19 protein-coding genes are annotated in these 22,486 nt (G+C 68.4%); 9 read left to right on the top strand and 10 right to left on the bottom strand.

Annotated features, from left to right (window positions below):
* The first annotated feature begins 28 nt into the window (after window positions 1-28).
* A complete protein-coding gene (locus Raf01_RS39870; RefSeq protein WP_203923312.1) occupies window positions 29-496 on the top strand; it encodes a VOC family protein in 468 nt (155 codons plus the stop codon).
* On the opposite strand, the gene Raf01_RS39865 is transcribed toward Raf01_RS39870, so the two are convergent.
* The gene (locus tag Raf01_RS39865) at window positions 491-1,471 is read right to left on the bottom strand and encodes an aldo/keto reductase (protein ID WP_203923311.1); all 981 of its coding nucleotides are present in this window, start codon (window positions 1,469-1,471) and stop codon (window positions 491-493) included. The two genes, Raf01_RS39870 and Raf01_RS39865, sit on opposite strands and share 6 nt — an antisense overlap.
* Window positions 1,472-1,584: 113 nt before the next feature.
* Here Raf01_RS39865 and Raf01_RS39860 point away from each other — a divergent pair, with 113 nt between their 5' ends.
* Window positions 1,585-2,493: a LysR substrate-binding domain-containing protein gene (locus tag Raf01_RS39860; protein WP_203923310.1), complete on the top strand. Its 909-nt coding sequence runs from the start codon at window positions 1,585-1,587 to the stop codon at window positions 2,491-2,493.
* A 129-nt stretch (window positions 2,494-2,622) separates the two neighbouring features.
* A complete protein-coding gene (locus Raf01_RS39855; RefSeq protein ID WP_203923309.1) occupies window positions 2,623-4,005 on the top strand; it encodes a hypothetical protein in 1,383 nt (460 codons plus the stop codon).
* 18 nt (window positions 4,006-4,023) lie between these two features.
* Here Raf01_RS39855 and Raf01_RS39850 read toward each other — a convergent pair whose 3' ends face one another.
* The 3 genes from Raf01_RS39850 to Raf01_RS39840 form a co-directional block, all read right to left on the bottom strand.
* Window positions 4,024-4,935, bottom strand: a complete 912-nt coding sequence (locus Raf01_RS39850) for an SMI1/KNR4 family protein (RefSeq protein ID WP_203923308.1) — start codon at window positions 4,933-4,935, stop codon at window positions 4,024-4,026.
* Window positions 4,936-4,998: 63 nt separating this feature from the next.
* Window positions 4,999-5,949 (bottom strand): NAD-dependent epimerase/dehydratase family protein, encoded by a 951-nt coding sequence (locus tag Raf01_RS39845; RefSeq protein ID WP_203923307.1) that lies wholly within the window; start codon window positions 5,947-5,949, stop codon window positions 4,999-5,001.
* A complete protein-coding gene (locus Raf01_RS39840; RefSeq protein WP_203923306.1) occupies window positions 5,940-6,443 on the bottom strand; it encodes a hypothetical protein in 504 nt (167 codons plus the stop codon). Before Raf01_RS39840 ends, Raf01_RS39845 begins: the two co-directional genes overlap by 10 nt.
* 91 nt (window positions 6,444-6,534) lie before the next feature.
* Between Raf01_RS39840 and Raf01_RS39835 the strand changes: the two genes are divergently transcribed.
* From Raf01_RS39835 to Raf01_RS39820, 4 genes are all read left to right on the top strand, one after another.
* Window positions 6,535-7,218 (top strand): MFS transporter, encoded by a 684-nt coding sequence (locus Raf01_RS39835; protein ID WP_203923305.1) that lies wholly within the window; start codon window positions 6,535-6,537, stop codon window positions 7,216-7,218.
* Between the two features lie 128 nt (window positions 7,219-7,346).
* On the top strand, window positions 7,347-8,639 hold the full coding sequence (gene serS / locus Raf01_RS39830; RefSeq protein WP_203923304.1) for a serine--tRNA ligase: 1,293 nt from the start codon (window positions 7,347-7,349) through the stop codon (window positions 8,637-8,639).
* Window positions 8,640-8,803: 164 nt separating this feature from the next.
* Window positions 8,804-9,769 (top strand): ATP-binding cassette domain-containing protein, encoded by a 966-nt coding sequence (locus tag Raf01_RS39825; protein WP_203923303.1) that lies wholly within the window; start codon window positions 8,804-8,806, stop codon window positions 9,767-9,769.
* 26 nt (window positions 9,770-9,795) lie between these two features.
* Window positions 9,796-10,545: an ABC transporter permease gene (locus Raf01_RS39820; protein WP_203923302.1), complete on the top strand. Its 750-nt coding sequence runs from the start codon at window positions 9,796-9,798 to the stop codon at window positions 10,543-10,545.
* Here the strand turns inward: Raf01_RS39820 and Raf01_RS39815 are convergent.
* On the bottom strand, window positions 10,527-13,502 hold the full coding sequence (locus Raf01_RS39815) for an AfsR/SARP family transcriptional regulator (protein ID WP_203923301.1): 2,976 nt from the start codon (window positions 13,500-13,502) through the stop codon (window positions 10,527-10,529). The two genes, Raf01_RS39820 and Raf01_RS39815, sit on opposite strands and share 19 nt — an antisense overlap.
* Window positions 13,503-13,628: 126 nt before the next feature.
* Between Raf01_RS39815 and Raf01_RS39810 the strand changes: the two genes are divergently transcribed.
* The gene (locus Raf01_RS39810) at window positions 13,629-13,961 is read left to right on the top strand and encodes a hypothetical protein (RefSeq protein ID WP_203923300.1); all 333 of its coding nucleotides are present in this window, start codon (window positions 13,629-13,631) and stop codon (window positions 13,959-13,961) included.
* An 88-nt stretch (window positions 13,962-14,049) separates the two neighbouring features.
* Here the strand turns inward: Raf01_RS39810 and Raf01_RS39805 are convergent, their stop codons facing one another.
* From Raf01_RS39805 to Raf01_RS39785, 5 genes are all read right to left on the bottom strand, one after another.
* On the bottom strand, window positions 14,050-15,462 hold the full coding sequence (locus tag Raf01_RS39805) for a non-reducing end alpha-L-arabinofuranosidase family hydrolase (RefSeq protein WP_203923299.1): 1,413 nt from the start codon (window positions 15,460-15,462) through the stop codon (window positions 14,050-14,052).
* A 34-nt stretch (window positions 15,463-15,496) separates the two neighbouring features.
* Window positions 15,497-16,963 carry an arabinofuranosidase catalytic domain-containing protein gene (locus Raf01_RS39800; RefSeq protein WP_203923298.1) on the bottom strand — a complete coding sequence of 489 codons (1,467 nt, stop codon included), beginning with the start codon at window positions 16,961-16,963 and terminating at the stop codon, window positions 15,497-15,499.
* A gap of 13 nt (window positions 16,964-16,976) precedes the next feature.
* Window positions 16,977-18,341: a glycoside hydrolase family 10 protein gene (locus Raf01_RS39795; RefSeq protein ID WP_239134328.1), complete on the bottom strand. Its 1,365-nt coding sequence runs from the start codon at window positions 18,339-18,341 to the stop codon at window positions 16,977-16,979.
* A 745-nt stretch (window positions 18,342-19,086) separates the two neighbouring features.
* Window positions 19,087-20,130 carry a cellulose-binding domain-containing protein gene (locus Raf01_RS51040; protein WP_203923296.1) on the bottom strand — a complete coding sequence of 348 codons (1,044 nt, stop codon included), beginning with the start codon at window positions 20,128-20,130 and terminating at the stop codon, window positions 19,087-19,089.
* A gap of 323 nt (window positions 20,131-20,453) precedes the next feature.
* Window positions 20,454-21,338 carry a PaaX family transcriptional regulator gene (locus tag Raf01_RS39785; RefSeq protein ID WP_203923295.1) on the bottom strand — a complete coding sequence of 295 codons (885 nt, stop codon included), beginning with the start codon at window positions 21,336-21,338 and terminating at the stop codon, window positions 20,454-20,456.
* Between the two features lie 297 nt (window positions 21,339-21,635).
* Here Raf01_RS39785 and Raf01_RS39780 point away from each other — a divergent pair, with 297 nt between their 5' ends.
* Window positions 21,636-22,118, top strand: a complete 483-nt coding sequence (locus Raf01_RS39780) for a hypothetical protein (protein ID WP_203923294.1) — start codon at window positions 21,636-21,638, stop codon at window positions 22,116-22,118.
* Window positions 22,119-22,486 lie beyond the last annotated feature (368 nt).

Here is a 22,486-nt window from a genome sequence, read left to right as displayed (position 1 = left end):
GAGGGACGCGTTTCGCTAGCGTCGGGACGTGAGTGGTGAACCTCCGGTACGGGTGGCGTTGCGGGTCGATGACGTGGGCACGGCTGCGGCGTTGTACGAGAGCTTTGGGTTCGTCCCGGTGGGGGTCGTGCCTGGTCGGGACGGCCGGGCGATGATGGCGATCCTTCGCCGGGGCCCGTTACAGCTGTTGGTCGATGCGTTGGTGGGCATCCCGTTCACCGACAGCGTCCGGGAGCGTCACACGAGGGTGGGACCACGCGGTCTTGGCGTGGTCATCGGTATCGAGGTGGACGACGTCGATGAGGCGGCCCAGCGCTGTCGGGCCGCGGGATGCGTGATCGGGGCAGGCCCGCTCGACGCGCCATGGGGCGAGCGCTACGTCGAGGTCGAAGATCCCTACGGGTACGCGTGGAAATTCTTCCAATTGCTGCCCGAGGTACCGCACGACGGCCTGCACGCGGCGGCAGGCCAGTGGTTCGGGCCGAGCGAGCTATGAGTAGCCGTACGGCGCCCGGGGTCGGTAGGGAGCCTCGAGCGTGGCGACGTCCTCGTCGCGAAGGGTGAGGTCCACGGCGGCGACAGCGTCGTCGAGGTGGCCGGGTTTGGTCGCGCCAACGATCGGGGCGCTCACCGATGACTTGCCCAGCAGCCAGGCCAGCGCCACCCGCGCGGGCGGCAGGCCATGACCGGCGGCCACGGACCGCAGCGCGTCCACGACATCGAAGTCATTGTCGTCCTGTCGTGAGCCGGCGGCCTGTTCGGCCATCGCCCGGGGGGTGTGCCGAACGCCGTCGCGTTCACGGGTACCCGCGAGCAGGCCCCGGGCCAGCGGGCTGTACGGCAGCAGACCCACCCCCTGGTCCAGACAGCACGGAATCATCTCCCGCTCCTCCTCGCGATAGGCGAGGTTGTAGCGAGTTTGCATCGACACGAACCCGCTCCAGCCACCCGCCCGCGCCGTGTACTGTGCCTTCGCGAACTGCCAGGTATGCATCAGAGACGCGCCGAGATAACGCACCTTGCCCGCCCGGACGACGTCGTCCAGCGCCGCCATGGTCTCCTCGATCGGTGTCTCCGGATCCCAGCGGTGCACCTGGTACAGGTCGATGTAGTCGGTGCCCAGCCGCCGCAACGAAGCGTCGACGGCGTCCATGATGTGTTTGCGGGACAACCCGCGATCGTTGGGCCCCGACCCCATCGGGTAGTAGAGCTTCGTCGCGAGCACGTAATCACTGCGCTGGGCGAAGAATTTGCCGAGCAACCGTCCGGTGATCTGCTCGCTGGCGCCGCCGGAGTACATGTCGGCGGTGTCGAAGAACGTCACCCCGGCGTCGACGGCACGTCGGACGATCGGTTCGGCCGCCTCCTGCGGCAGGCACCACGCCACCAGACCGGGGTCGCCGTAGCTCATCATGCCCAGCCCGATCCGCGACACCTTCAGGCCTGACGTACCTAGCCGGGCGTACCGCATTCCTCGCCTCGCTCTTCCTCGTCAACGGTGTGATGGGTTGGCTGCACGCTACTGGCCTTCGCGATCATGCGTCCAATGAAACAATAAGATGGTTTGATTGATAATTTTCATCGGTGGACACGGACCTCTTGACCTCCTTCCTCGAGGTCGCGCAGCGCCTGCATTTCGGGCACGCCGCCGACCGGCTCGGGATGACCCAACCAGCGCTGAGTCACCAGATCCGTCGGCTGGAGCGCCAGATCGGCGCTGCCCTTTTCGCGCGCACCAGCCGGCAGGTCACGCTGACGGCCGCGGGCGCGGCGTTCGTGCCGCAGGCCCGCCGGGTACTCGTCGAACTGGAGCGGGCGGTCGCGCACTGCCGCTCCATCGCGGCCGGCGGCACCGGCCACCTCCGGATCGGATCCATCGGCGCCGCCCTCAACAGCGTCACGCCGGGCCTGGTCCGCAGGCTGTACGAGCGTCTGCCCGGACTCGCGATACAGCTGACCCAGTTGGACACGCCCCCGCAACTGGCCGCGCTACGCGCCGGCGAACTCGACCTCGGGGTGGTCCGCAGCGCGGATCCGGCCACAGGCGTGACGCTGTTCGACCTGTTCGCCGAACCCATGATGCTCGCCCTGCCAGCCGGTCACCGCCTCGCTACCAAACCCCTGCTGACCGGCGCCGACCTGCGCGACGAAGCGTTCATCCTGTGGCCGCGCGCGACCAATCCGCTCTTCCACGACCAGGTCCTCGGCTATTGTCAGGCCGCCGGATTCTCGCCGAGGACCGCGATGGAGGGCGCCGACATCGAGACCCAGCTCGGACTGGTCAGCGCCGGAATCGGTGTCTCACCGCAGCCGGCATCCTTTTCCAACCTGGCCCGCAGCGGGGTGACGTTCAAGTCGTTGCGGGACGCGCCAGAGTCTGTCGTGCAACTCGCCTGGTCACGGAGTGCACCGCCGGTCCGCCTGGACGATGCCGTCGCCGCGGCCACGGAGACCGCCACCGAGGTCGCCGCGGTTCGGCTGAGCGGGCACTGACACGCCGCGCCGTTCCCGTTGGGAACTCGAAGTATCCGAACAACCCGGGCAGGGCGCACGCTCACCTGGGGGCTACTGTGGCGAATCGTCACGTTCTCGAGGCGGTCGACGGAAAGATGGGGAAATCTTATGCCACAGGTAGTCCGATCCAGCAACTTCGCCGCGGGAGTGGTCGCTGTCGTCGCGGGGGTGGCGCTGGTGGGCTGCGGTGACAGCAAACCATCGGCGGACCATTCGTCGCCGGCCGATTCTGGAAAGGCAGGGGGTGCCACGGCCTCTGTCCCGGCCTACACGGGCAGCCCGTTACCGGGGCTTGACGCCAAACCGGTTGCGGCCGTTCCAGCACACACGGGCGGCAGCGGCGAGGACGACACGCCATACGCGGTCGGCACCTCGTTCGTCTTTGTGAAGGCCACCGACCCGAAGAGCACCGGTGACCAGCAGAGGCCCGCGACCGTGGTGTTCTACCAAGCGTCCACCGGCCGACAGCTTGCCCGCGTCGAGGTCCCGTTGTGGGATGAACAGCAACCACAGGTCGGCGACTTCAACGGCCAACCGGCCATCTATTTCCACGAGACCACGACCGGCGCCTCCGACGGACTGAACCCGCCCCAGACCACCGACCATGAACTCGGCTTCGTCGCCTCGGGGAAGAAGGTGGTGGACGAGAGCTGGCCCGACGCACAGTCCCGGAAGCCGGTCGACGGGTGGCCGGTGAACGCGACCACCTCCAAGGTCTCGATCTATGCGCCGGACGGCACCCTGCGCCTGTCGGTCGATGTGGGCGATGTGAACGCCTATCCTCAACTGCCGACCATCGTCGACAACGTCGCGTTGGTCTCCGAGGCGGAACCCGGCAGTTCGGAACCCCAGTCCCGCCTGGCCGCCTACGACCTCACGAATCCCCGGTCCACCCTCTGGACCTCGGACACGGTGAAGCCAGCCGGAGCGACGAGTCCCAACCCCTCGGTCCGGTTCACGACCGCCGGGCGTCTGGTCCTGGTCTGGAGCGCCGGATCTGATCCGGACAAGGCGATCGTGTCCGTGAACGACCTGCACACCGGGAAGGCGTTGGGCGTCACGGCGTCGCTCACTGTGTCGCACGACTTCTGGAGTTCCTCGGGATCCGCACGAGGGGCCGACAACGCCCAGGCCAACACCGCCGTACTCCCGATACTTCCGGCCGACTCAGACCTGGGCTGCATCGCGCTGAGCGAGGCCGACGCCCAGATCCGGTGGCAGCAAACGGCGACCCAAGAGGGCTTCACGCCCATCCTGGTCGTGGGCGACGCCGTCTACGGATCCACGCGGCTCAACTCCGTCAACGCGTACGTCAACGGCGACAACAGCCTCCCGCTTCCCACACTGGCGCTCAGCCTCACGACCGGTACGGTGGCGCAGAACGGTTTTGACACAGCGGTGCCTTTCCTGGTCACCGACGACGGTTACGCCCTGGTCTACCCGGCTGACAGCAACGCCAACCACTACTGGATCTTCAAGTCCAATACCTGACGCTTCGACGTGCCCCACTCACCCTTGCCCGGCGGCCTCACGCAGCCAGTCAGCCCACTCGTCGACCTCCCTGAGCCCGGCGAACCCGTTCAGGGCCGCGGCGGCCAGCCTCGGCGGCAGAGCACCGCACTCCCGCAGTTCCCGCCACTGGGCCAGGTTGAGCTCGAGTACCCGGAGGCCGGGCAGTTCCGTGAGCCGCCGCAAGTCCTTCACGTCTGCCGCCGACAGATCGAGGTGAGACAGGACCGGCAAGTCAGCCAGCGTCCCGATCGCGACCGGAGAGCCGGATGCCAGCCGCAACCTCCACACGGTCGGATGAAGCAGGGCTCCCGCCCCGAGCAGCCCGTACTCCTCGTCGCTGGACACCGTGCGGTACAGAGCCCGAAGGTCCTCGGGCAGCCGCAGGCCCATGGCGGCCTCGGCGGCACGGATGTCTTTCTCTGAATGCCCGGCGCCGAGCCTGGGCGCGCGCCCCGTCTTCCGCTCGTACTCGTGCGCGAACTCCGCGACGAGGGCGCGGACGGTCGCGAGGACCCGTGGGTGGGTGGGCCGGTCGGTCACGGCGACGCCAGCCGGTGCCGGCGACGGCGAGGCCGAGTGCCTGCGCGATCGGTAACCGGGATCGAGGATCAGCCGCGCCGGTGCCACGGTGGGCAGATCGAACGTGTACCCCAGCTCGGCGTGTCCGGCCCCGTCACGGACGAGTTCGACGACGAGTGGGCGGGCCTCCCCCGCCGGACGGAGCGCCTCGTCCAGCGCGGGCAGCGCAGCGTGCAGAGCGAGGCCGGTGTCTGCGAACGCTGGCCGCCCGGCGGCGTCGAACGTGTGGAGCGAGCTGCCGCCCCGGTGGTACCGCGCCTGGAGCACCGCCACGCTGGTGCCGGCCAGCGCCGACGCCAGCTCCCCGATCAGCGCCCGCAGATCCGTCATCGCCGAGTCCTTCCCCAGGCGCGCAGAGCACGACGGCGCCGCGTGCTCCTGAAGAGTCGCTCCTTACCCGGCGCGGAGGGCCGCGTCGTCCTGCGAGAAGTCATCGCTCCATTCCAGCGGCGGGTTGTTCAGGTGCCACCGCACCGATCGTCGCATGGCCGTCTCGCGGTCGGAGTCCCGCCATCCGAGGACCTCGCGCGCCTTCTGCGCGCTGGCCAGTAGGTGCTGGTCGACGGCTCCAACGGAACGAAGGTCGGCGGGCAACCTGTCGTCGCTGACCCGAACGAGTTCCAGGTCGGCACCCGCCGCCGCGATGACCTGTTCGTAGAACAGCCGCATGGGAGCTGTCTGTGCCTCTACGATGTTGAAACACTCTCCCCCGCCTCGCTCGCTCGCCAGAACGGCGAGTACCGCTTGAGCGACGTCGCCGACGTAGACCCGGCTGAACAGAAAACTGCCGGTACCGACCGGAACTCGTGGCCGCCCTGCTCGAATCCGCCGAAGAACCGGCTCGAAACGGTGCTGGTAGTCGTGTTCGCCGTAGACCGCGCCCAGGCGGAGGATCGTCGCGCCAGCGGTCAGGTAAAGCTCCTCCAGCTCAAGGTTTTCCCAGTGCGGCCCGTCCACGTAACGGGCTGTGCGGAGCGGGGAATCCTCGGTCAGTGGAACGGCATCGGTCTGCCGGTGGTTGAGCATCCCCTCGTAGGCTCGGTACACATCAACGCTGGACAGCGCGATCAGCCGGACGCCCGGCGGCAAGGCCATCAGTGCGGCTCGTGCACCCGTGGCGTTGCCCGCCGACACGTCGATCACCGCGTCCGCCCCGAAGGAAGCGAAGTCTGCCCGGCGGTCCGGCCAGGTCTCCCGCTCATGATGCAGATGCTCGACGTCGGGAAGACCGGCCGGTTCGTCACGTCCTCGATGGACGAGCAGGGGGATGTGTCCGGCTGCCACCAACGCGTGGGCGATGGCCCGACCGACGAACCAGGTTCCGCCAAGAACGATCACCCGCATGATGCCGCCACATGCTCGCACAGGCGGCAGCCGAACTCCCCCTCGTAGAGGTCATGCGACGGGCAGCGGGACAACCGATCCGACGGAGGTGGCTTCCGCCAATCCCCCCACGCCGAAGCTCTCACCGGCACCGGCGTGAACCCAGCCACCATGCCACCGAACGCGGCGAGCTGAGCGGAGATGACAGGCGGGTCGTAGCGAAGCAGATCCCAGCGGTGGCGGCTGGCAGCCAGGTCGACGACTCGGAGCAGGAACGTCTTCTCTCCCGGCCACTCCGTCGTCCACGGCAGATCGCCGAGGTCGAAGCCGTCGCAGCCCAACCCGAGGCGGTGCCCGTCGGCGAAACGTACCACCAGATTCTGCTGCCACGGCGTCTCGGCCAGCGAGCAACCAGCCAGGGTGAGCACGTCGTAGAAGACGTCGGTCGCGCCGTTCGACAAATAGACACCGCCCGCGTCGTACGGTGACCCGTCCGCGGTGAATCGATTGCCCACGACGAGATCGTACCCGCGGTCGCCGACCCGGGGCTTCGTCGAGAGCGCTCATGACGATCGTGGGCAATCGGTCGATACGTATACTCGCCGGATGATTCCATCCGGATACACCGTACCGGCCCAACCACCGGTGGTTCGCCCGCTCTGGTCGCTTGCCGGCCCGGCGCTTGGTGCACTGCTCGCCGCCGGACTGCTGACCGCGCCCATCGGACCGCTGGCCACGGCGATACAGCGTGACCTGGGATTGTCCATCGGGACCGTGATGGTGTTTGTGGGCGCGCCGTACGCGGTGCTGGCGGTGGCCCTGGTCGCGCCCGGCTACCTGCTCGGGCGGCTGGGGCCGACCGCGACCGGGGTGCCGGCGTTGGTACTCATGCTCCTCGGGAACGCGGTCAGCGTGTTCGCGCAGTCGACGGCGTTGATTCTCATTGGGCGGCTTCTCGCCGGGGCGGGTGCCGGAGTCATCGTTGGCGTCGCCTTCGCCCTGTCCGGTCAGCTGAGCCGCTGGCGTACCCAGGCCAGGCTGGCGCTCGCCCTCGCGCTCGGCGTCGCTCTCCTGCTCGGACCCGTCGTGAGCGGCGTGTTGACGAATGTGGCGACCTGGCGCTGGGCGTTCCTGGCCGGTGTGCCGGTCGCCGCGGTCGCACTGGCCGCCGCCGCAGCCAGCGGCATCGCCATGGCGGTCCTGCGCGCATCCCGGCCGGGCCCACTGCCCGGCCCCGCCATGACAGCGCCGTTCCCCAGCCAACCCTGGCCCGGCGGCCCGACCCGCTGACGATCCGCGTCCGCCGCACCAGCGCTCGGGCCTCAACTCCGGCGACACCGGCCACCGGTCTTGCTAACTTCGTCCGCGAAACGCCGCGCCGATCGCACGGACAACCGCTGTTGAGGAAGAGGCCCGTCATGCATGACCCCCGCGCCCTGCTGGACCTGGGCGCTGACGCCGTCCGACGGCTGGCTCGCCGCGGCTACACCCTGGATCTGTCCACACTGGAGGATCTGGTGTCGCGGCGGAGCACGACGATCCAGCGGGCGAACGAGCTGCGGGCGGAGTCGAAGCGGGTCGCCCAGGAGGTTCAGGTCACCGCTCGACGGGGCGGCGACGTTGACGGGCTCAAGGAACGGGCCAGGCAGATCAAGGATGAGATCCGGGGCGCGGAGTCCGAGCAGGATCGGATCGACGCTGGGCTTCGCCCGCTTCTGCTCGAGGTACCCAACCTTCCACTGGACACCGTGCCGGACGGCGACTCCGAGGAGTTCGCCGTCGAGGTACGCCGGCACGGTGACACGCCGGCCTTTTCCTTCGAACCCAAGGACCACGTCGACCTCGGCGAGTCTCTGGGTATCTTCGACTTCGCCCGGGCGACCAAGCTGTCCGGCCCGCGGTTCGCCGCCGCGCGCGGGGCCGGCGCCCGGCTCGAACGCGGCCTCGCGGCGTTCTTCCTCGATCTGCACACGACCCGGCACGACTACACCGAATGCTCCGTGCCGTATCTGGTCACCCGAGAGACGATGACCGGCACCGGGCAGCTGCCCAAGTTCGAGGAGGACCTGTTCAAGACGGGCACCGGCACGCGGGACCTGTACCTGATCCCCACCGCCGAGGTACCCCTGACCAACCTGCACGCCACCGAGATCCTCGACGCCGACACGCTGCCGCTGGCGTACACCGCCCACACCCCGTGCTTCCGTTCGGAGGCCGGCTCCTACGGCAAGGACACCCGCGGGCTGATCCGCGTACACCAGTTCGCGAAGGTCGAGATGGTGCGCATCTGCCACCCCGATCAGTCCCGGGCGGAGCTGGAGAAGATGGTCGGCCACGCCGAGACGTGCCTGACCGAACTCGGCCTGCCGTACCGGGTTGTCACCCTGGCGGCCGGCGACCTGAGCTTCTCCGCTCAGGTCACCTACGACATCGAAGTCTGGCTGCCCGGTCAGGGCCGCTACCGCGAGGTTTCCTCCTGCTCCGACTGCGGCACCTTTCAGGCCCGCCGCGCCGGCATCCGGATGCGTGACAAGCACGGCCGGCGTGGCCTCGTCGCCACCCTCAATGGCTCGGGGCTGCCCATCGGCCGCACTCTCGCCGCCATCCTGGAGAACAACCAGCGCGAGGACGGTTCGGTCGTGATGCCCGAGGCACTCGTCCCGTACCTCGGTTTTCGCGTCGCCCGCCCCGACGGGTCCGTGGGGACCTGACAATCAGGCCGGTGAGATCCCCGGCCGCACTCGCCTCGCTGTCGCTGGCCCGGGAACGGCCCGGGAACCGCCCGCGAGACCGCTCACAGATCGCTCACATCGGCGTGACGAGGTCCTGGAACGGATGGGGCCGATCTGTGAGGCGATGACGCAAGCCTGCTGGCATGGATTATGCGTTTCAGACCAGTGCCCTGGTGAAGAGGTTCGGTCGGACGACCGCACTGGCCGGTATCGACATGGCGGCACGGCCCGGCACTGTGCTCGCCGTTCTTGGGCCCAACGGTGCGGGTAAGACGACCGCGATCCGGATCCTGGCCACTCTGCTGCGCCCGGACGCCGGTGAGGCCGAGGTCGGTGGACTCGATGTCGTCCGGCACGCCGCCGAGATCCGGCGGCTGATCGGCCTCACCGGCCAGTACGCCTCGCTGGATGAGGATCTCACCGGCCGCGAGAATCTCGTCCTGATCGCGCGGCTGCTCGACATGCCTCGCTCGGCAGTCGGCAGCAGGGCCGATGAGCTCCTGGACCGGTTCGGCCTCACCGATCACGCGGCGCGGCGGGTGTCCACCTACTCAGGGGGGATGCGCCGGCGGCTGGACCTGGCGGCCAGCATGGTCGGCGACCCGCGGATCATCTTTCTCGACGAGCCGACCACCGGTCTCGATCCTGGCAGACGCGAGGATCTGTGGCGTATCGTTCGATCGCTGACCGCCGATGGCCGAAGCGTTCTGCTCACGACGCAGTACCTGGAGGAGGCCGACGCGCTGGCCGACGAGGTCGTCGTCTTCGACGAAGGCAGGGTGATCGCCACCGGCACGCCCGCCGTTCTCAAGCAGTCGGTTGGCGGTGGCCAGACCGTCGCGGTCCGGCCCGCCGACCCGACCCAGACCGGCGTCGTGGCGAAGGTGTTGAGCGCCGTGTCGGGGCGTGAGCCCGATCGGTCCGGCGGTGGCGTGGTGACCGTGGCCGTCGATGCGGGTCGGGTCTTGACCGATGTGGTGCTCGGTCTGGACGCGGCCGGCGTGGACGTTGCCGAACTGTCCCTTCGCCTGCCCAGCCTGGATGAGGTGTATTTCGCCCTGACCGGTCACCACCGCACCGGCGATGACGAGAGGAAGGCGGCCGAATGAGCTCCCGGACAGCCGGCGTTCGTACAGTGCGGCAGATTCTCGCGATTGCGGGTCGCAATCTCACCAAGGTTCGGCGCAACCCGGGCCTGTTCCTTGACACGCTGCTCATGCCGATCACGTTCCTGTTGCTGTTCGTCTATCTGTTCGGCGGCGCGGTCGCCGGATCCAGCCACGATTACCTGCGGTACCTGTTTCCGGGAATCCTGGTGATGACGACCGTGCTCGCCGGTCTGACAGCTACCGGCCTGAGCATCAACCGCGACATCAAGAAGGGAATCTTCGACCGGTTTCGCAGCCTGCCGATAGCCCGGTCCGCACCGCTGCTCGGATCTGTGCTGGCTGACTCCGCCCGCTACCTGGTGACCCTGGCCACGCTGTTTGTCGTCGGCTTCCTGATGGGCTTCCGAGTCGAGACCGGTGTGCTCGCCACGTTGGCCGGCTGCGGCCTCGCGGTCGTTCTCGGGTTCGCGTTGAGCTGGGCGACGGTACTGGCGGGCGTCGCCATCAGGGAGGAGGCGATCGTCCAGACGATCGCATTCCTCGGTATCTTTCCGCTCGCCTTCGGCACGACGATGGTCGCACCGGCGACGACGATGCCCGGCTGGCTACGGACCTGGATCGACGTCAACCCGGTCACCCAGGCCGTGGAAGCCGTCCGTGGGCTGCTGCTGGGGGGCCCGGTCGCCGCACCGGCGACCGCGACGCTGCTGTGGTCGGCGGGGTTCCTCGTCGTCCTCCTGCCAGCGTCGGTCGCGGTCTACCGGCGTCGGGTCTGAGCCTCGATGAGGGCGAGCGCGCCACCGCGATCGAGCCCACGCCCCCGATCGTAGGCCCGCGTGTAGGCGCGCTCGCCCAGCGACGCCCGCAGCTCGCGTGCCAGCCGGGCCGCGTCGAGGCTGCAGGCCAACGTGCCCCAGCACCACACGGCGCCCAGCAGCTCGGCGGCGGTCTCCGGATCGGCCCGGCGCAACCGCAGCGCGGCCAGCCCGACGCCGGACACGGCAACCATGCCCATGTCGGGGGCGTCGCGGCCCAGCACGAAGGCCCGGCACAGACAGCTGCGGGCGTCCTCCAACGCGCCCTTGTCCAGGGCGAGTTGACCCCGACCGGCGCACACCATCGCCTGCACCATGGCGTCGTCGGGGTCGGCACGCTTACTCATCCGCTGCAGCCAGTGTTCGGCCTGCTCCAGGTCGCCGGCGTGCCGGGCGAGGTCGGCCAGCGCCAGCCCGGCCATCGCGGCCGATACGCCGGACACCACGTCGATGAGATCGAGCAGCTCGGTACGGGCGCGATCGAGGTCTCCGCAGCCGAGGCGGATGACCGCCGACCAGACCCGCTGGTATCCGTCGGACCTGAGTTCGCCGGCCACGCTGACCGCCTCCGCGATCGCGCGGCCACCGTCTTCGACATCTCCACCGCAGACACTGGCCACCGCCAGGTAGGTCAGCGCGGTGGCGAGGCCCCACCGGTCTCCGGCGTCCCGGAAGCCGTCGCCGGAGTGCTGGAGGTCGCGTTGGGCTGCCGCGAAGTCTCCCTCGTTGAAATGGACGAAGGAACGCACCAGCCCGAACATTCCGCGCTTCCAGGCGTCGCGGGGGTCGGGTGTCAAGGCAGCCAGTGCATCCGCGTTGTCGCCGTTGGCGATGGCGAGCAGGGCCGCGGCCAGCGGATCGGTCACCTGCAGGTCATCGCCGGCGGACTTGACCCGCGCGGAGTCGGCGATGAGCACGGCGTGGAACAGATAGGCGCCGGTCGCCGCCGCTCTGCTGTCGGCGCAGGACGGTCCCGGCACCCGCAGGGCGGCCAGGAGCCGGTCGGCGGCCAGTAGGTGCTCGCCGTGAATGGCCCAGAAGTGACCGAGTGCCGCGGCCAGCCGGGTCGCGGTGTCGGCGTCTCCGGCCGCACAGGCGTGTTCGAGTGCGGCGTTGAAGTTGTCTCGTTCGGGATTCAATTGGTCCAGCCACGACAACTGCTGTTGGCCGCGCAGGCCCGGCGCCGCCCGCGTGGCCAGTTCGAGGAAGTATGCGGCGTGCAAGTCTCTTGCCGCTTCACCATCGTGCGACGCGCCCAGGACATACTCGCGGACCGTCTCCAGCATTCGATACCGGCTGCCGTCGAACTGAAGCAAAGACTTGTCCACCAGCGGGCCAGGGTGCACCTGCAGACTCCGCGCCGCCTCCGCCGTGAAGCCACCGCGAAACACCGCCAACCGCTGGGCCGCCGCGCGCTCCTCACCGGTGAGCAGATCCCAGCTCCACGCCACAACAGCGCTGAGGGTCTGATGCCGCGGTATCGACGTGCGGCTGCCCTCACCGAGCAACGCGAACCGGTCGTTCAACCGTTCCATCACCGTACTCAGCGGCATGGTTCGCAGCCGTGCGGCGCACAGCTCGATCGCCAACGGCAGACCGTCCAGCCGCCGGCACACCTCGGCGACCTGTCCGGCGTTGCCCTCGTCGACGAGAAACCCTGGCCGGACGGCCCGAGCACGCTCGGTGAACAACTGGACGGCGGTGTCCACGTCGAGCGGCAGTACGGGGACCAGTAGCTCACCGGTGACGCCCAACGGCTCGCGGCTGGTGGCCAGGATGCGCAATCGCGGGCAGCGTCCCAACAGTTCGTGCGCGAGACGGGCGACGGCGTCCACCACCTGTTCGCAGTTGTCCAACACCAGCAGGACATCGCGCCCGCCGAGCGCTTCGGCCAGTCGAGCCGCCGGAGCTTGATGCCGGACGCCGGTCTCCCGCAGGTCGAGTGCGGCGACGACGGCGTGTACCACGTCGGCGGGTTTGGCCGCCGCGGCCAGCTCCACCAACCAGACACCGCCCGGCGTCGGCGTCTGCCCAGCGACCGCGATGGCCAGCCGAGTCTTGCCGACACCACCCGGGCCGATCAACGTGACCAGCCGTCCGCTGGCCAGCCGCCGGGCGATCTGCTGCTGTTCGCCCTCACGGCCGATCAGGCCGCCCAGCAGCGCCTTCAGGTTCCCACCCGGCCGTGGCGAGTCAGCCCGGAGCGCGGCCAGGTGCGCCCGGCGCAGCTCGGGCCCGGGATCGACACCGAGTTCGTCAGCCAGCCGCTGTCGCATGCGCTCAAAGGCGGCAAGCGCTTCCGCGCCTCGTCCGTCGGCCTGCAACGCGTTGATCAATAAAGCATGGCACCTCTCGCGCAACGGGTTCGCGGCGGCGAGGGCTTCAGCATCCGCGACCAGGTCTGCTCCCCGTACCGGAAGTTCCGCCTCGAGCTGATCCTCCAACACGGACAGGCGAAGCTCGGCAAGTCGAGCGGCTTGCGCCGAGACGACGGCGCCATCCAATCCGGGGAACGGGTCTGCGCGCCACAGCGCCAACGCGCCGCGCAGGCATTCCTCGGCGGAGCCGTGATCGCCGCTCCGCAGAGCATGCCGCCCTTCCCGTGCCAGCTGTTCGAACTGGCACATGTCCACCGATTCCGCGGGGACTTCGAGACGGTACCCGCCCGGCGCGGCCCGCAGCGACGCGGGCTTCGGCAGCACACCCCGCAGGCGCGACACCAGCGCTTGAAGCGCGTGCCCGGGATCGGCGGGACCACCATCCGACCAGACCGCATCCACCAGAGCCCCGACGGTGACGACTCGCCCCGCTTCCAACGCCAGGCGAACCAGCAACGCCCGCAATCGGGCGCCAACAACCGGCAGAACGCGACCGTCGTCGTCCCGCACCTGTACCGGACCCAGGACCTCAATCCTCATACCACGAACCAACCTACCCGCCGCGGCAACAGGATCACCGCGCAGAGGTCGGTCCGGCAAGGACGGCAGCTGTGCCTCGCGCCGGATGTGAGCGATCTGTGAGTGGCTTCCCGCACAGTCGCTGCCATGACATCCGAAGCGAGCGGCGGCCCCATCATCGGCATCACGCACTTCACGATCGATCCGGCGGACAGTGCGGAAGTGAAGGCCAGGCACGCCGCCATGGTTTCCGCTCTGCGAGCAACCTCACCCGGCCCGCGGGAAGCGTGCCTCGGCAGGATCGACGAGAAGACCTGGGCCGTCATCTGGCGGTGGGACTCGATCGACCACATGCGGATGACGCAGGAAACGGCCCGGAACAATCCCCACGTTGAAGCCGCCTTCGCACTGACATCCGGCATCACGGGAGAGGCCCTGAACGTGATGGACGAATTACCGCGCGTCAGTGAGCACGAATAGTAGGACGTCACCGACGGCGCCGTAGCGAGGGCGTCCACGTCGACGCCCTCGCCTTCGTTCTCTGCCCGTGCCCTTGCTGTAGGAGCGTCTAGCGCTGCAGCGTCAGCACACCCGGCCGGTAGGGCAGGAGGCCGTAGTCGCCGCCGGAACTGGGTGAACGTCCCTGGTAGAGCAGCTGCAGATTGCACGGATCCACGGTCATGGTCTGATCGGCGTTGCTGCGAACGAGGTCGCCGTGGCTGATGTCGTTGGTCCAGGTGGCGCCGCTGTTGGCCTTGCCTGCGAAGGGATTGCTCTCGGTCGCGGCCTGCGGTGTCCACGAACCGCCCAGGCTGGTGGCCGTGAACGAGCGGAAGTAGCGCCCCTGCGAGCCGATCGCCTCGACGAGCATGAGGTACTGGTTCTGGCCCTGGACCTTGTAGACCTGGACTCCTTCGAACAGATTGTTCGTACTGTCGCTCATGACCACGGTGGAGGTCGCCCCGAAGCTGCCCGGGAAATTCCCGATGGGCATACTGGCCCGGTAGATCTTGCCGTTGTCCCCGGCGAAGAACAGGTACATGTTGGTGCTGTCACCGATGAGTGTCTGGTCGATGGGTCCCGTACCGGAGCCGGAGATGCTTCCGGAGAAGAGTGCCTGCTGCGCTGACCATCCGTTGACGTTGGTGGGGTCGCTCGCCGTCCGGTAGGAGAAGGCGGTCGCACCCCACTGGTACGCGAGTACCCAGATGTTCTTCGGGGCGAAGTAGAAGAGGGTCGGGGCGACGGTGGCGAACGGCATCTTGTTCTGGGCGGCCGAGGCCATGTCGGACCAGTTCGTGAAGGTGCCGAAGTTCATCGAGCCCCACGCGGATCCCGTGTCGTGCGTCGTCGCATAGACGAGATGCCTGCCGTTGTAGACGACGTTGGTGAAGTCCTTGAGCGAGACCCACCCCGACTTCGGGGTGGCCAGCGAACCCGTCGACGTCCAGCGGTACGTCGACGGAAGCGTGCACGTGCCGGTCGGCGGCGCCGTCGTGGGCTCCGTGGTCGGCGACGTGGGCGGCGCGGTCGGGGACGTGGGCGGCGCGGTCGTCGGTGCCGCGCTGCCGGTACAGGTCACACCGTTGACGGCGAAGCTCGTCGGCGCCGGATTGCTGCCCGTCCACGACCCGTTGAAACCGAACGACACCGTACCGTTGGTCGCGACCGAACCGTTGTAGCTCACGTTCTTCGCGGTCACTGCCGAACCGCTCTGCGTCAACGACGTGTTCCACGCCTGCGTCACCGTCTGCCCGGCGCCGAACGACCACGTCAACGTCCAACTGGACAACGGATCGCCCAGATTCGTTATCGACACATCGGCGCCGAATCCGCCCTGCCACTGCGACGACACGGCATACTTCACCGAACAGCCCGCGGTCGCGGCACCAGCCGGCAACGCCACCACAGCCGCCGCCGACGTCAGCAACCCGACGCCGGCCACCATCAGACCGACATTGATAGCTCTGGACCTGGTCATGAAGCACTCTCCTGGTAGACGGATGCGGGCGATCTCACCGGTACCCGGCCGCGACGATGTTCGCCTGTACCGCGTTGTCGGTGGCGTCGGACGGGTAACCCGAGACGATTGCTCCCTCGTAGAAGGTTCCGAGGCTCTGGTTGGTGTTGCCGTTGCAGCAGTCGCCGCCGCTGCCCAGCACGATTGCGCCCTGCTTTTTCATCGGGCTGTACCCGCTGGGAAGCGCGCCGTCCCACAAGGTTGTCAGGCTGCCGGACTGTGCGTTGCTGCCCTTGATGGCGAACCGTGAGGTTCCGTTGTTCTTGACCATCGCGGTAACGAACTTGCTCGTGAACGCGCGCTGGTTGGAGTTCCAGGACTGGCTGCCGCCGGGGTAGAGGCCGTATTCCAGGTCTGCCTGCACCCAGGGGCCGGATCCGGAGCATCCGCCGAACCAGCAGCTCGTGCCGAAGTAGATGGCGTCCATGGCGCCGGCGCCGTCGGCCCTCCGGTCGGTTTCGCTGTTGCCGTAGTCGAAGCAGCAGCCGCTGTTGACGTGCGTGCCGCTGGTCACCATGTACTCCCCCTCGGGCGCGCTGCCGGTAGGCACCCCCGACGAGGAACCGTTGCGCCAGTAGCTGTTCTTCGGATTGATGTAGAGCGAGTACGCTTTGCTGCCCCCGACCGTCAGCGACTCGCTGGTCGCGCTCGCCGGAGTGTCGGAGCCGCCGGCGCCACCCGTTCCTTGGTAGGCGAGGTCGTTGCCGTGCCCGGACTGGTCGTAGACGACGGTGATGACGCATGAGGTACCGGAGCAGAACGAGTCCTGGGCGCTGGCGTTGGCGGCCCCGCCCGTGGTCAGCACACCGATGTTCCTGGTGGTGCTGTCCGAGGAGCGACGGACCTGGTAGAGGTTGCCGTGGTACGCGGCGTAGAGCGCCCGTACCGTGCTGTGCGCGGCCACGCACGGCGTGCCGCCCGCGGCGTAGATGTCACACGGCAGCCGGGATGCCGGCGTGGACGGTGACGCGGATGGCGACGACGAGGTCGGCGGGACCGACGGCGACGTCGACGGGCCGGACGTCCCGGTCACGCTGCCCGTGCAGGCCGTGCCGTTGAGCGCGAACGCGGTCGGTACCGGATTGCTGCCGCTCCACGCTCCGTTGAAACCGAACGCCGCCGTACCACCACTGACGATGGTCGCGTTGTACGACACGTTGGTCGCGACCACGGCCGTACCGGACTGGGAAACGGTCGCGTTCCATGCCTGGGTGACGGACTGCCCGGTGACGAAGTTCCAGGTCAACCGCCAGCCGTTGACGGTGTCCCCCAGGTTGGTGACGGTCACATTGGCACCGAAGCCACCGGACCACTGCGCGCTGATCGCATAGTCGACCCGGCATCCGGTGGTGGCCGCCGACGCGAGCGGGGTTCGAGCCACGCCAGCGCCCGTGAGTACCAGCGCGGCGGCGGCGACTGCGATCAGCAACCGCGGCCGGGGTGAGAAGTCGAACCGTCGCATGGGCGCTCCCCTCTCAGCCCGCGGAGCAGGTCAACGACGGTGTGTTGTTGGTGCCGTTCGAGCTGCCGAGGAACCCGAACTGGGTGCTGGCGCCGGCGCCGAGCGACCCGTTGTAGCTGACGTTGCGGGCGGTGACGGCCGATCCGCTGGAGGTGATGGTGGCGTTCCATGCCTGGGTGATGGTCTGCCCGTTGGCGAATTGCCACGTGACGGTCCAGGAGCTGATGGCCGACGATCCGGCGGTGACGGTCACCGCCGCCTGGAATCCGCCCTGCCATTGGCCGGTGACGGAGTAGGTCGCGGAACAGGACCGGCCGCCGGTCGGCGGACTGGACGGCGGCCTGGTAGTGGGCGGTGTCGTGGTGGGCGGGGTGGTCGTCGGCGGGTTGCTGGCCGGGGTACCGCTGCCCAGTGCCTGCAGCACGGAGTTGTAGGCGGATTTCTTGTTCCCGCTGCTGTCAAACAGCAGCGGACTGTCACCACTGCGCCAGGAGTCGCTGTCGCGGATGCCCCAGACGGTGATGCCGGTGCAGCGCGAGACGTTCATGCAGGCTCGGACCGTGTTGGCGTACGCGGTGCCCGACGCCTGCGCGATGTCCAGCTCGGTGAGCTGCACGTCCACGCCGAGCGCGGCGAAGTTCGACAGCGTGGTCTGGAAACTCGACGGCGGCCCGCCGGAGCCGAAGTGGGACTGGAAGCCGACGCAGTCGATGGGAACGCCACGCGACTTGAAGTCCCGGACCATGCTGTAGACGCCCTGCGTCTTGGCGTCGGACCAGTTCTCGATGTTGTAGTCGTTGTAGCAGAGCTTCGCCGCCGGGTCGACGGAGCGCGCGGTACGGAACGCCTCCTCGATGAACCCGTTGCCCAGCACGTTCTGGAACACGGAGCTGCGGTGCTGGGTACTCCCGTCGGCGAACGCCTCGTTCACCACGTCCCACGCGTAGATTTTGCCCTTGAAGTGGGTCATCTCCTGGGTGATGTGGTTGTCCATCACCGAGCGCAGAGTGTTCGCGTCGGTGATGGCGCTGACCCAGCTCGGCAGCTGAGAGTGCCAGACCAGAGTGTGGCCGCGCATCCGCTGGCCGTGGCTGTTCGCATGGCTGACGATCTGGTCTGCCGGGCCGAAGTTGAACGAACCGCGGGACGGCTCGGTCGTTTGCCACTTCATTTCGTTCTCGGGGGTGATCATGTTGAACTCGCGATCGAGGATCGTCGAGTACGTCGTGTCACTGAGCTTGTTCGCCGCGACGGCGGTACCGAAGTATCGCCCGGTGACCGCGGCCTGAGCGCCGAGCGTGCTGGCGGCCTGGGCGGGGCTCGGCATCAACAGCGCCGCAGCGGCCACGGCGAGAATCGCCACGGCCGGAGTTCCCATGGCCAGTAATCGGCGTCGTCGAGGTGAGGTCGGATGCGTCATGGCTGCGGAATCGCCTTTCGGTAGGAGGCCCGGCATGCACGGGGACGGCGGGTGGACCGGCGCACCGGAACATCAGCGATGGAGTCGGATCGATCCGTGTTAGCGGTAACACCGGAGGCTGCGGTGGGCCACGTCCCGGACCGTGAATCCACCTGACCGGCGGGTCGGCCGCGTGCCCACAGCGACCGCTGCCCACTCGGTTGGACTACCAGACGGCGCAGGCGCCCGCCGTCGACGGTAGCGAAACTTTCGATAGCTTGCCAACCGCGCCTTGGGCCGAAAATCTACTCACCGACATCGATGCTGTCAACACGATCCATCCTGTAACCAGCGCAGTCCGCCCGCAAACGAGAACATCGAAGTCGCCCGAACGACGAAGGCGGCACCGCGGGACGGGTTCGAAAGTTTCGTCGACAGACGCCGATCGAGGCCGATCTGTTACCGGTAACGGTCGGCTTGCCGCGCAGACCGCGCGCACGCGACATGGGTCGAGACCTCGCGTCCGCAGCGCCTTCTGCGCCAGTCGGATGGCGTGCTCGCTGGCCGCCGACGACTCAAAGGCAATCTGTGAGCGTTAACAGCGGGTGCTCGACGAACCGTTGCGGCTCGGCCAGGAAGCGGGTGGGGAGGGTGGCCCTGGGCATGCATCGTGGGATGCCGGGACACCGGTGTGGTGTCCCGGCATCGATTGCCGGGAGAGAAACTAGCCCCAGAACGCCAGGGCCTGCCGGCCGAGCGACGACTGGCCCGCCGTGTTGGCGTGGCAGCCGTCGGAGACGACCTCGCTGTTGGCGAGGTGGAACTGTCCGGAGTAGACGACGTTCTGCGTGGTGTCAGCGGCCGCCTGCCTGGCAAGGCTGTCTGTCAACTGTGGACCGTTGGCGCCGGCAAGGGAGCAGACGTGACCGGCGTCGTACTGCGGCTGACCGGTGATGTAGATCGTCGCACCGGAGGCCGCGTGCTGGCGCGAATTGGCGATGAGCCGCTTTACCTCGTCGTAGGTGGCCCCGTTGGTGAAGACGCAGATCTGCACCCACACGGCGGTCGGCCGGCCGTACCTGCCGACCTGCCCATCGAACAGCTGCCAGGCGCTGGAGTTGGGGTCGGTCCACGACTGCACGACCAGGCCGCCGGTCCCGTACGGGCCCCACATCCGGGTGCCGCCGTCCGCGACATACCCCTGCGCGGTGTTCTCCGCCATCGAGCAGCCGATGAAGCCCATCGAGTGGGCCGGGCGGGGGCCGCCGGTCGGACTCGTGGTGGGGCCTGTCGTGGGCCCCGTCGTCGGGCCGGTGGTCGGACTCGTGCTGGGTTGACCCGTACCGCCGTTGCAGGCCACGCCGTTGAGCGCGAAGTTGACCGGCGCCGGGTTGCTGCTGTTGTTCCACGAGCCGTTGAACCCGAAGCTCGTGTTGCCGTTGGTGGCAAGGCTGCCGTTCCAGCTGACGTTGCGGGCGGTCGCCTGGGCCCCGCTCTGGGTGACCGTGGCGTTCCACGCCTGTGTCACCTGCTGGCCGGCGCCGAACGACCAGGTCAGTGTCCAACTGGTGAGCGGGTCTCCGAGGTCGGTCACGCTCACGTTGGCGCCGAAGCCGCCCGGCCACTGAGACGACACCGAATAGGTGACCCTGCAGCCGGCGGTCGCCGCGTTGGCGGTCATGGCGACCGCAGCGGTCGCCATGCCGGCTGCGGCCGTGAGGGCCGCGACCGAGACAACGGTCACGACCCTGCGGATGTGAACACGCATGATCCCTCCCCAGTCATTGGGTAGTCATGTCTCCTCGTTGGCTGTCACGTTCGACCCACCGGGTCAGCGGCCGTCGACACCGTCGAGTCGTTGCGCCCTGGGACGACGACACCGATGCGGCAGCTGCCGGCCTGGTGCGGTCACGAGAGGCACGCCCGGGTGCCGCCGACGGTGTCCGTGCCGATGGCTCCCAAGCTCGCCGCGGCACCCATCGGCAAATCTCGATGCGAAATTCTAACACGACAATCTGACGCGGCTAGTGCGTACGTTCGTCGAACCTCAACGGGCACGGAGACAGTACGACGAGGACGTTCGCCTCCCGTTCAGCTCGTCAGCACGCTGATCCTGTGCCACTCCGCCATCGCGGCGGGCCGCCACCGGCCGTGCTGCCGGTGGAAGAGCTTCGCCGCGCGGATCCCGCTCCAGCCCGCGGGCAGCAGCTCCTTCGGCAGGGTGGGGTCGATGAGCCGGAACCGGCGCCAGGCGTGCACGAGCAGCGCCAGCCGCAACAGCGGATCGTCCGACGGACGGCTGGTGAACTCCGCCACGAACGCCTGGTAGCCCCGATCGAGCTCGTCGAGATCCCACGCCTGACGGATCAGGGTGGACAGGTCGTCGCCAGCGACGTGCTCCGCGATGAAGATCTGTGCGCCCCCGCGCACCCCGGCATCCCTGAGCACCTGCTCTGCGTCCTTCGCCCGCTCGGGATACGTGCTGATCCACACCCCGGGCGAAGGGTTTCCGAACCCGGCCCAGCTCAACCGCGTCTCCAGCAGGTGCCGTCCCGCCCGGTTGTCCTCCGCGACCCGCGCCAGCACCAGCAGCCAGCGGCCGCCCCACTCCGGCTGGGCCGCGGTGAAGCCGTAGATCTTCTCCTCGCCGCCGTTCAGGAACTGCTCGAACGCCGGAGTGAGCCGCCACAGCGTCTGCCGCCCCGAACGCACCGGGACGAACCAACCGTCCTTGGAGGCCCGCAGCAGAGCCTGCCGGCTGGTCGTCTCCGGCACACCGAAGCGACCCAACACATCGATCAACGCCGACGATGGCGTCGGATCCCCGGTCCGGCGCGCGAACTCGCCGAGAATCGTGGTCAGCATCCCGCGGACGCCGCCCGCCCCCGCAGCGTACCGGCGCGACGGCGTCAACCTGTCCCGGCAAGCATCCTCGAACAAGGGTGCCGGCGGCTGGGTCGGCCGCGAGTCAGCCACGTCCACTCCGGTGGACCACCGTGTCGTCGACGGCGCTCACAAGGCCCATGAGCAGATTCTATTGCCGCCGGCCGGCGCGATCCCAGGGCTCGATCCCCCGCTGGGCGACATTCGGATGTGGACCGGGCGGTCGGTGCGCTCGCGAGCCAGCACGGATGGCACAGCGTCTGGTCAAGCCTGCCGCAGGGGACCGAAGCCCCGTGTCGGATAAGACTCGGACCGTGGGCGCGTCTGACCGGCCGGAATTGTCGGTGCCCCGTCGTATGGTGTGCGCCCACCCAGGATTAAGGATCTGATGTGAACGCTGCCCCACCCGTCGACGGACGCTCCGACTTCGACTTCATCTTCGGCCGCTGGCGGGTCCATAACCGCAAGCTGGTCGACGTCACCGACCCCGAGTGCCAGGAGTGGACCGAGTTCGACGCGACGGCCGAGGCCGAACCGATCCTCGGCGGGCTCGGCCACGTCGACCGGATCTGGACCGACACCTTCGAAGGCTTCACCCTCCGCCAGTTCGACCCCGAGGCCAGGGTCTGGCGGATCTGGTGGGCGTCCAGCACTCGACCCGGCCACCTCGACCCGCCCGTCGAGGGATCGTTCAGCGACGGCCGCGGTCAGTTCTTCTGCGACGACGTCGTGGGCGGCCACGCGGTGCGGATCCGATTCGAGTGGACCACTCCGAGCCCGGACACCGCGCGCTGGCAGCAGGCGTTCTCCTACGACGGCGGGGAAACCTGGCGGACCAACTGGACGATGGACCTCACCCACGCCGTCGACTGAGACCGGGTTCGCCAGGTCGGACGAGGCCATGATGGCGCGGCGGACGCCGGAGCTCCCGGCAGCCGGCGTCCGGCCAGCCCGCAATCCCGCGCGGCCGCTTCGTCACGCTGTGGCCAATTCTCCCTTGTGGGCATCAGCGCCGCGTCGAAGTGGCGAGGAGATGAATCCCTCTCTGGTGGTTCTGCGCTCCGCGCCCACCCCACACGCACAACCGCCTTCAGGCTGACGGCAGCATGCTTCTGGATCATGACGCGCACATAAATGGTCGACATCCTCGAACGGGAGCGAGGATCGTCGAAACCCAAGAGGCTTCGAACTGGTTCGGCTTCGGTGTGTTTTAGCGTGCGTATTAGTGTTCTGGCCGGTGG

Origin of the sequence: Rugosimonospora africana (genome assembly GCF_016862975.1) — a bacterium.
Taxonomy (GTDB): Bacteria; Actinomycetota; Actinomycetes; order Mycobacteriales; family Micromonosporaceae; genus Rugosimonospora; species Rugosimonospora africana.
The sequence above is the reverse complement of the archived record's forward strand: the minus strand, read 5'-3'. Positions and strand labels throughout refer to the sequence as shown.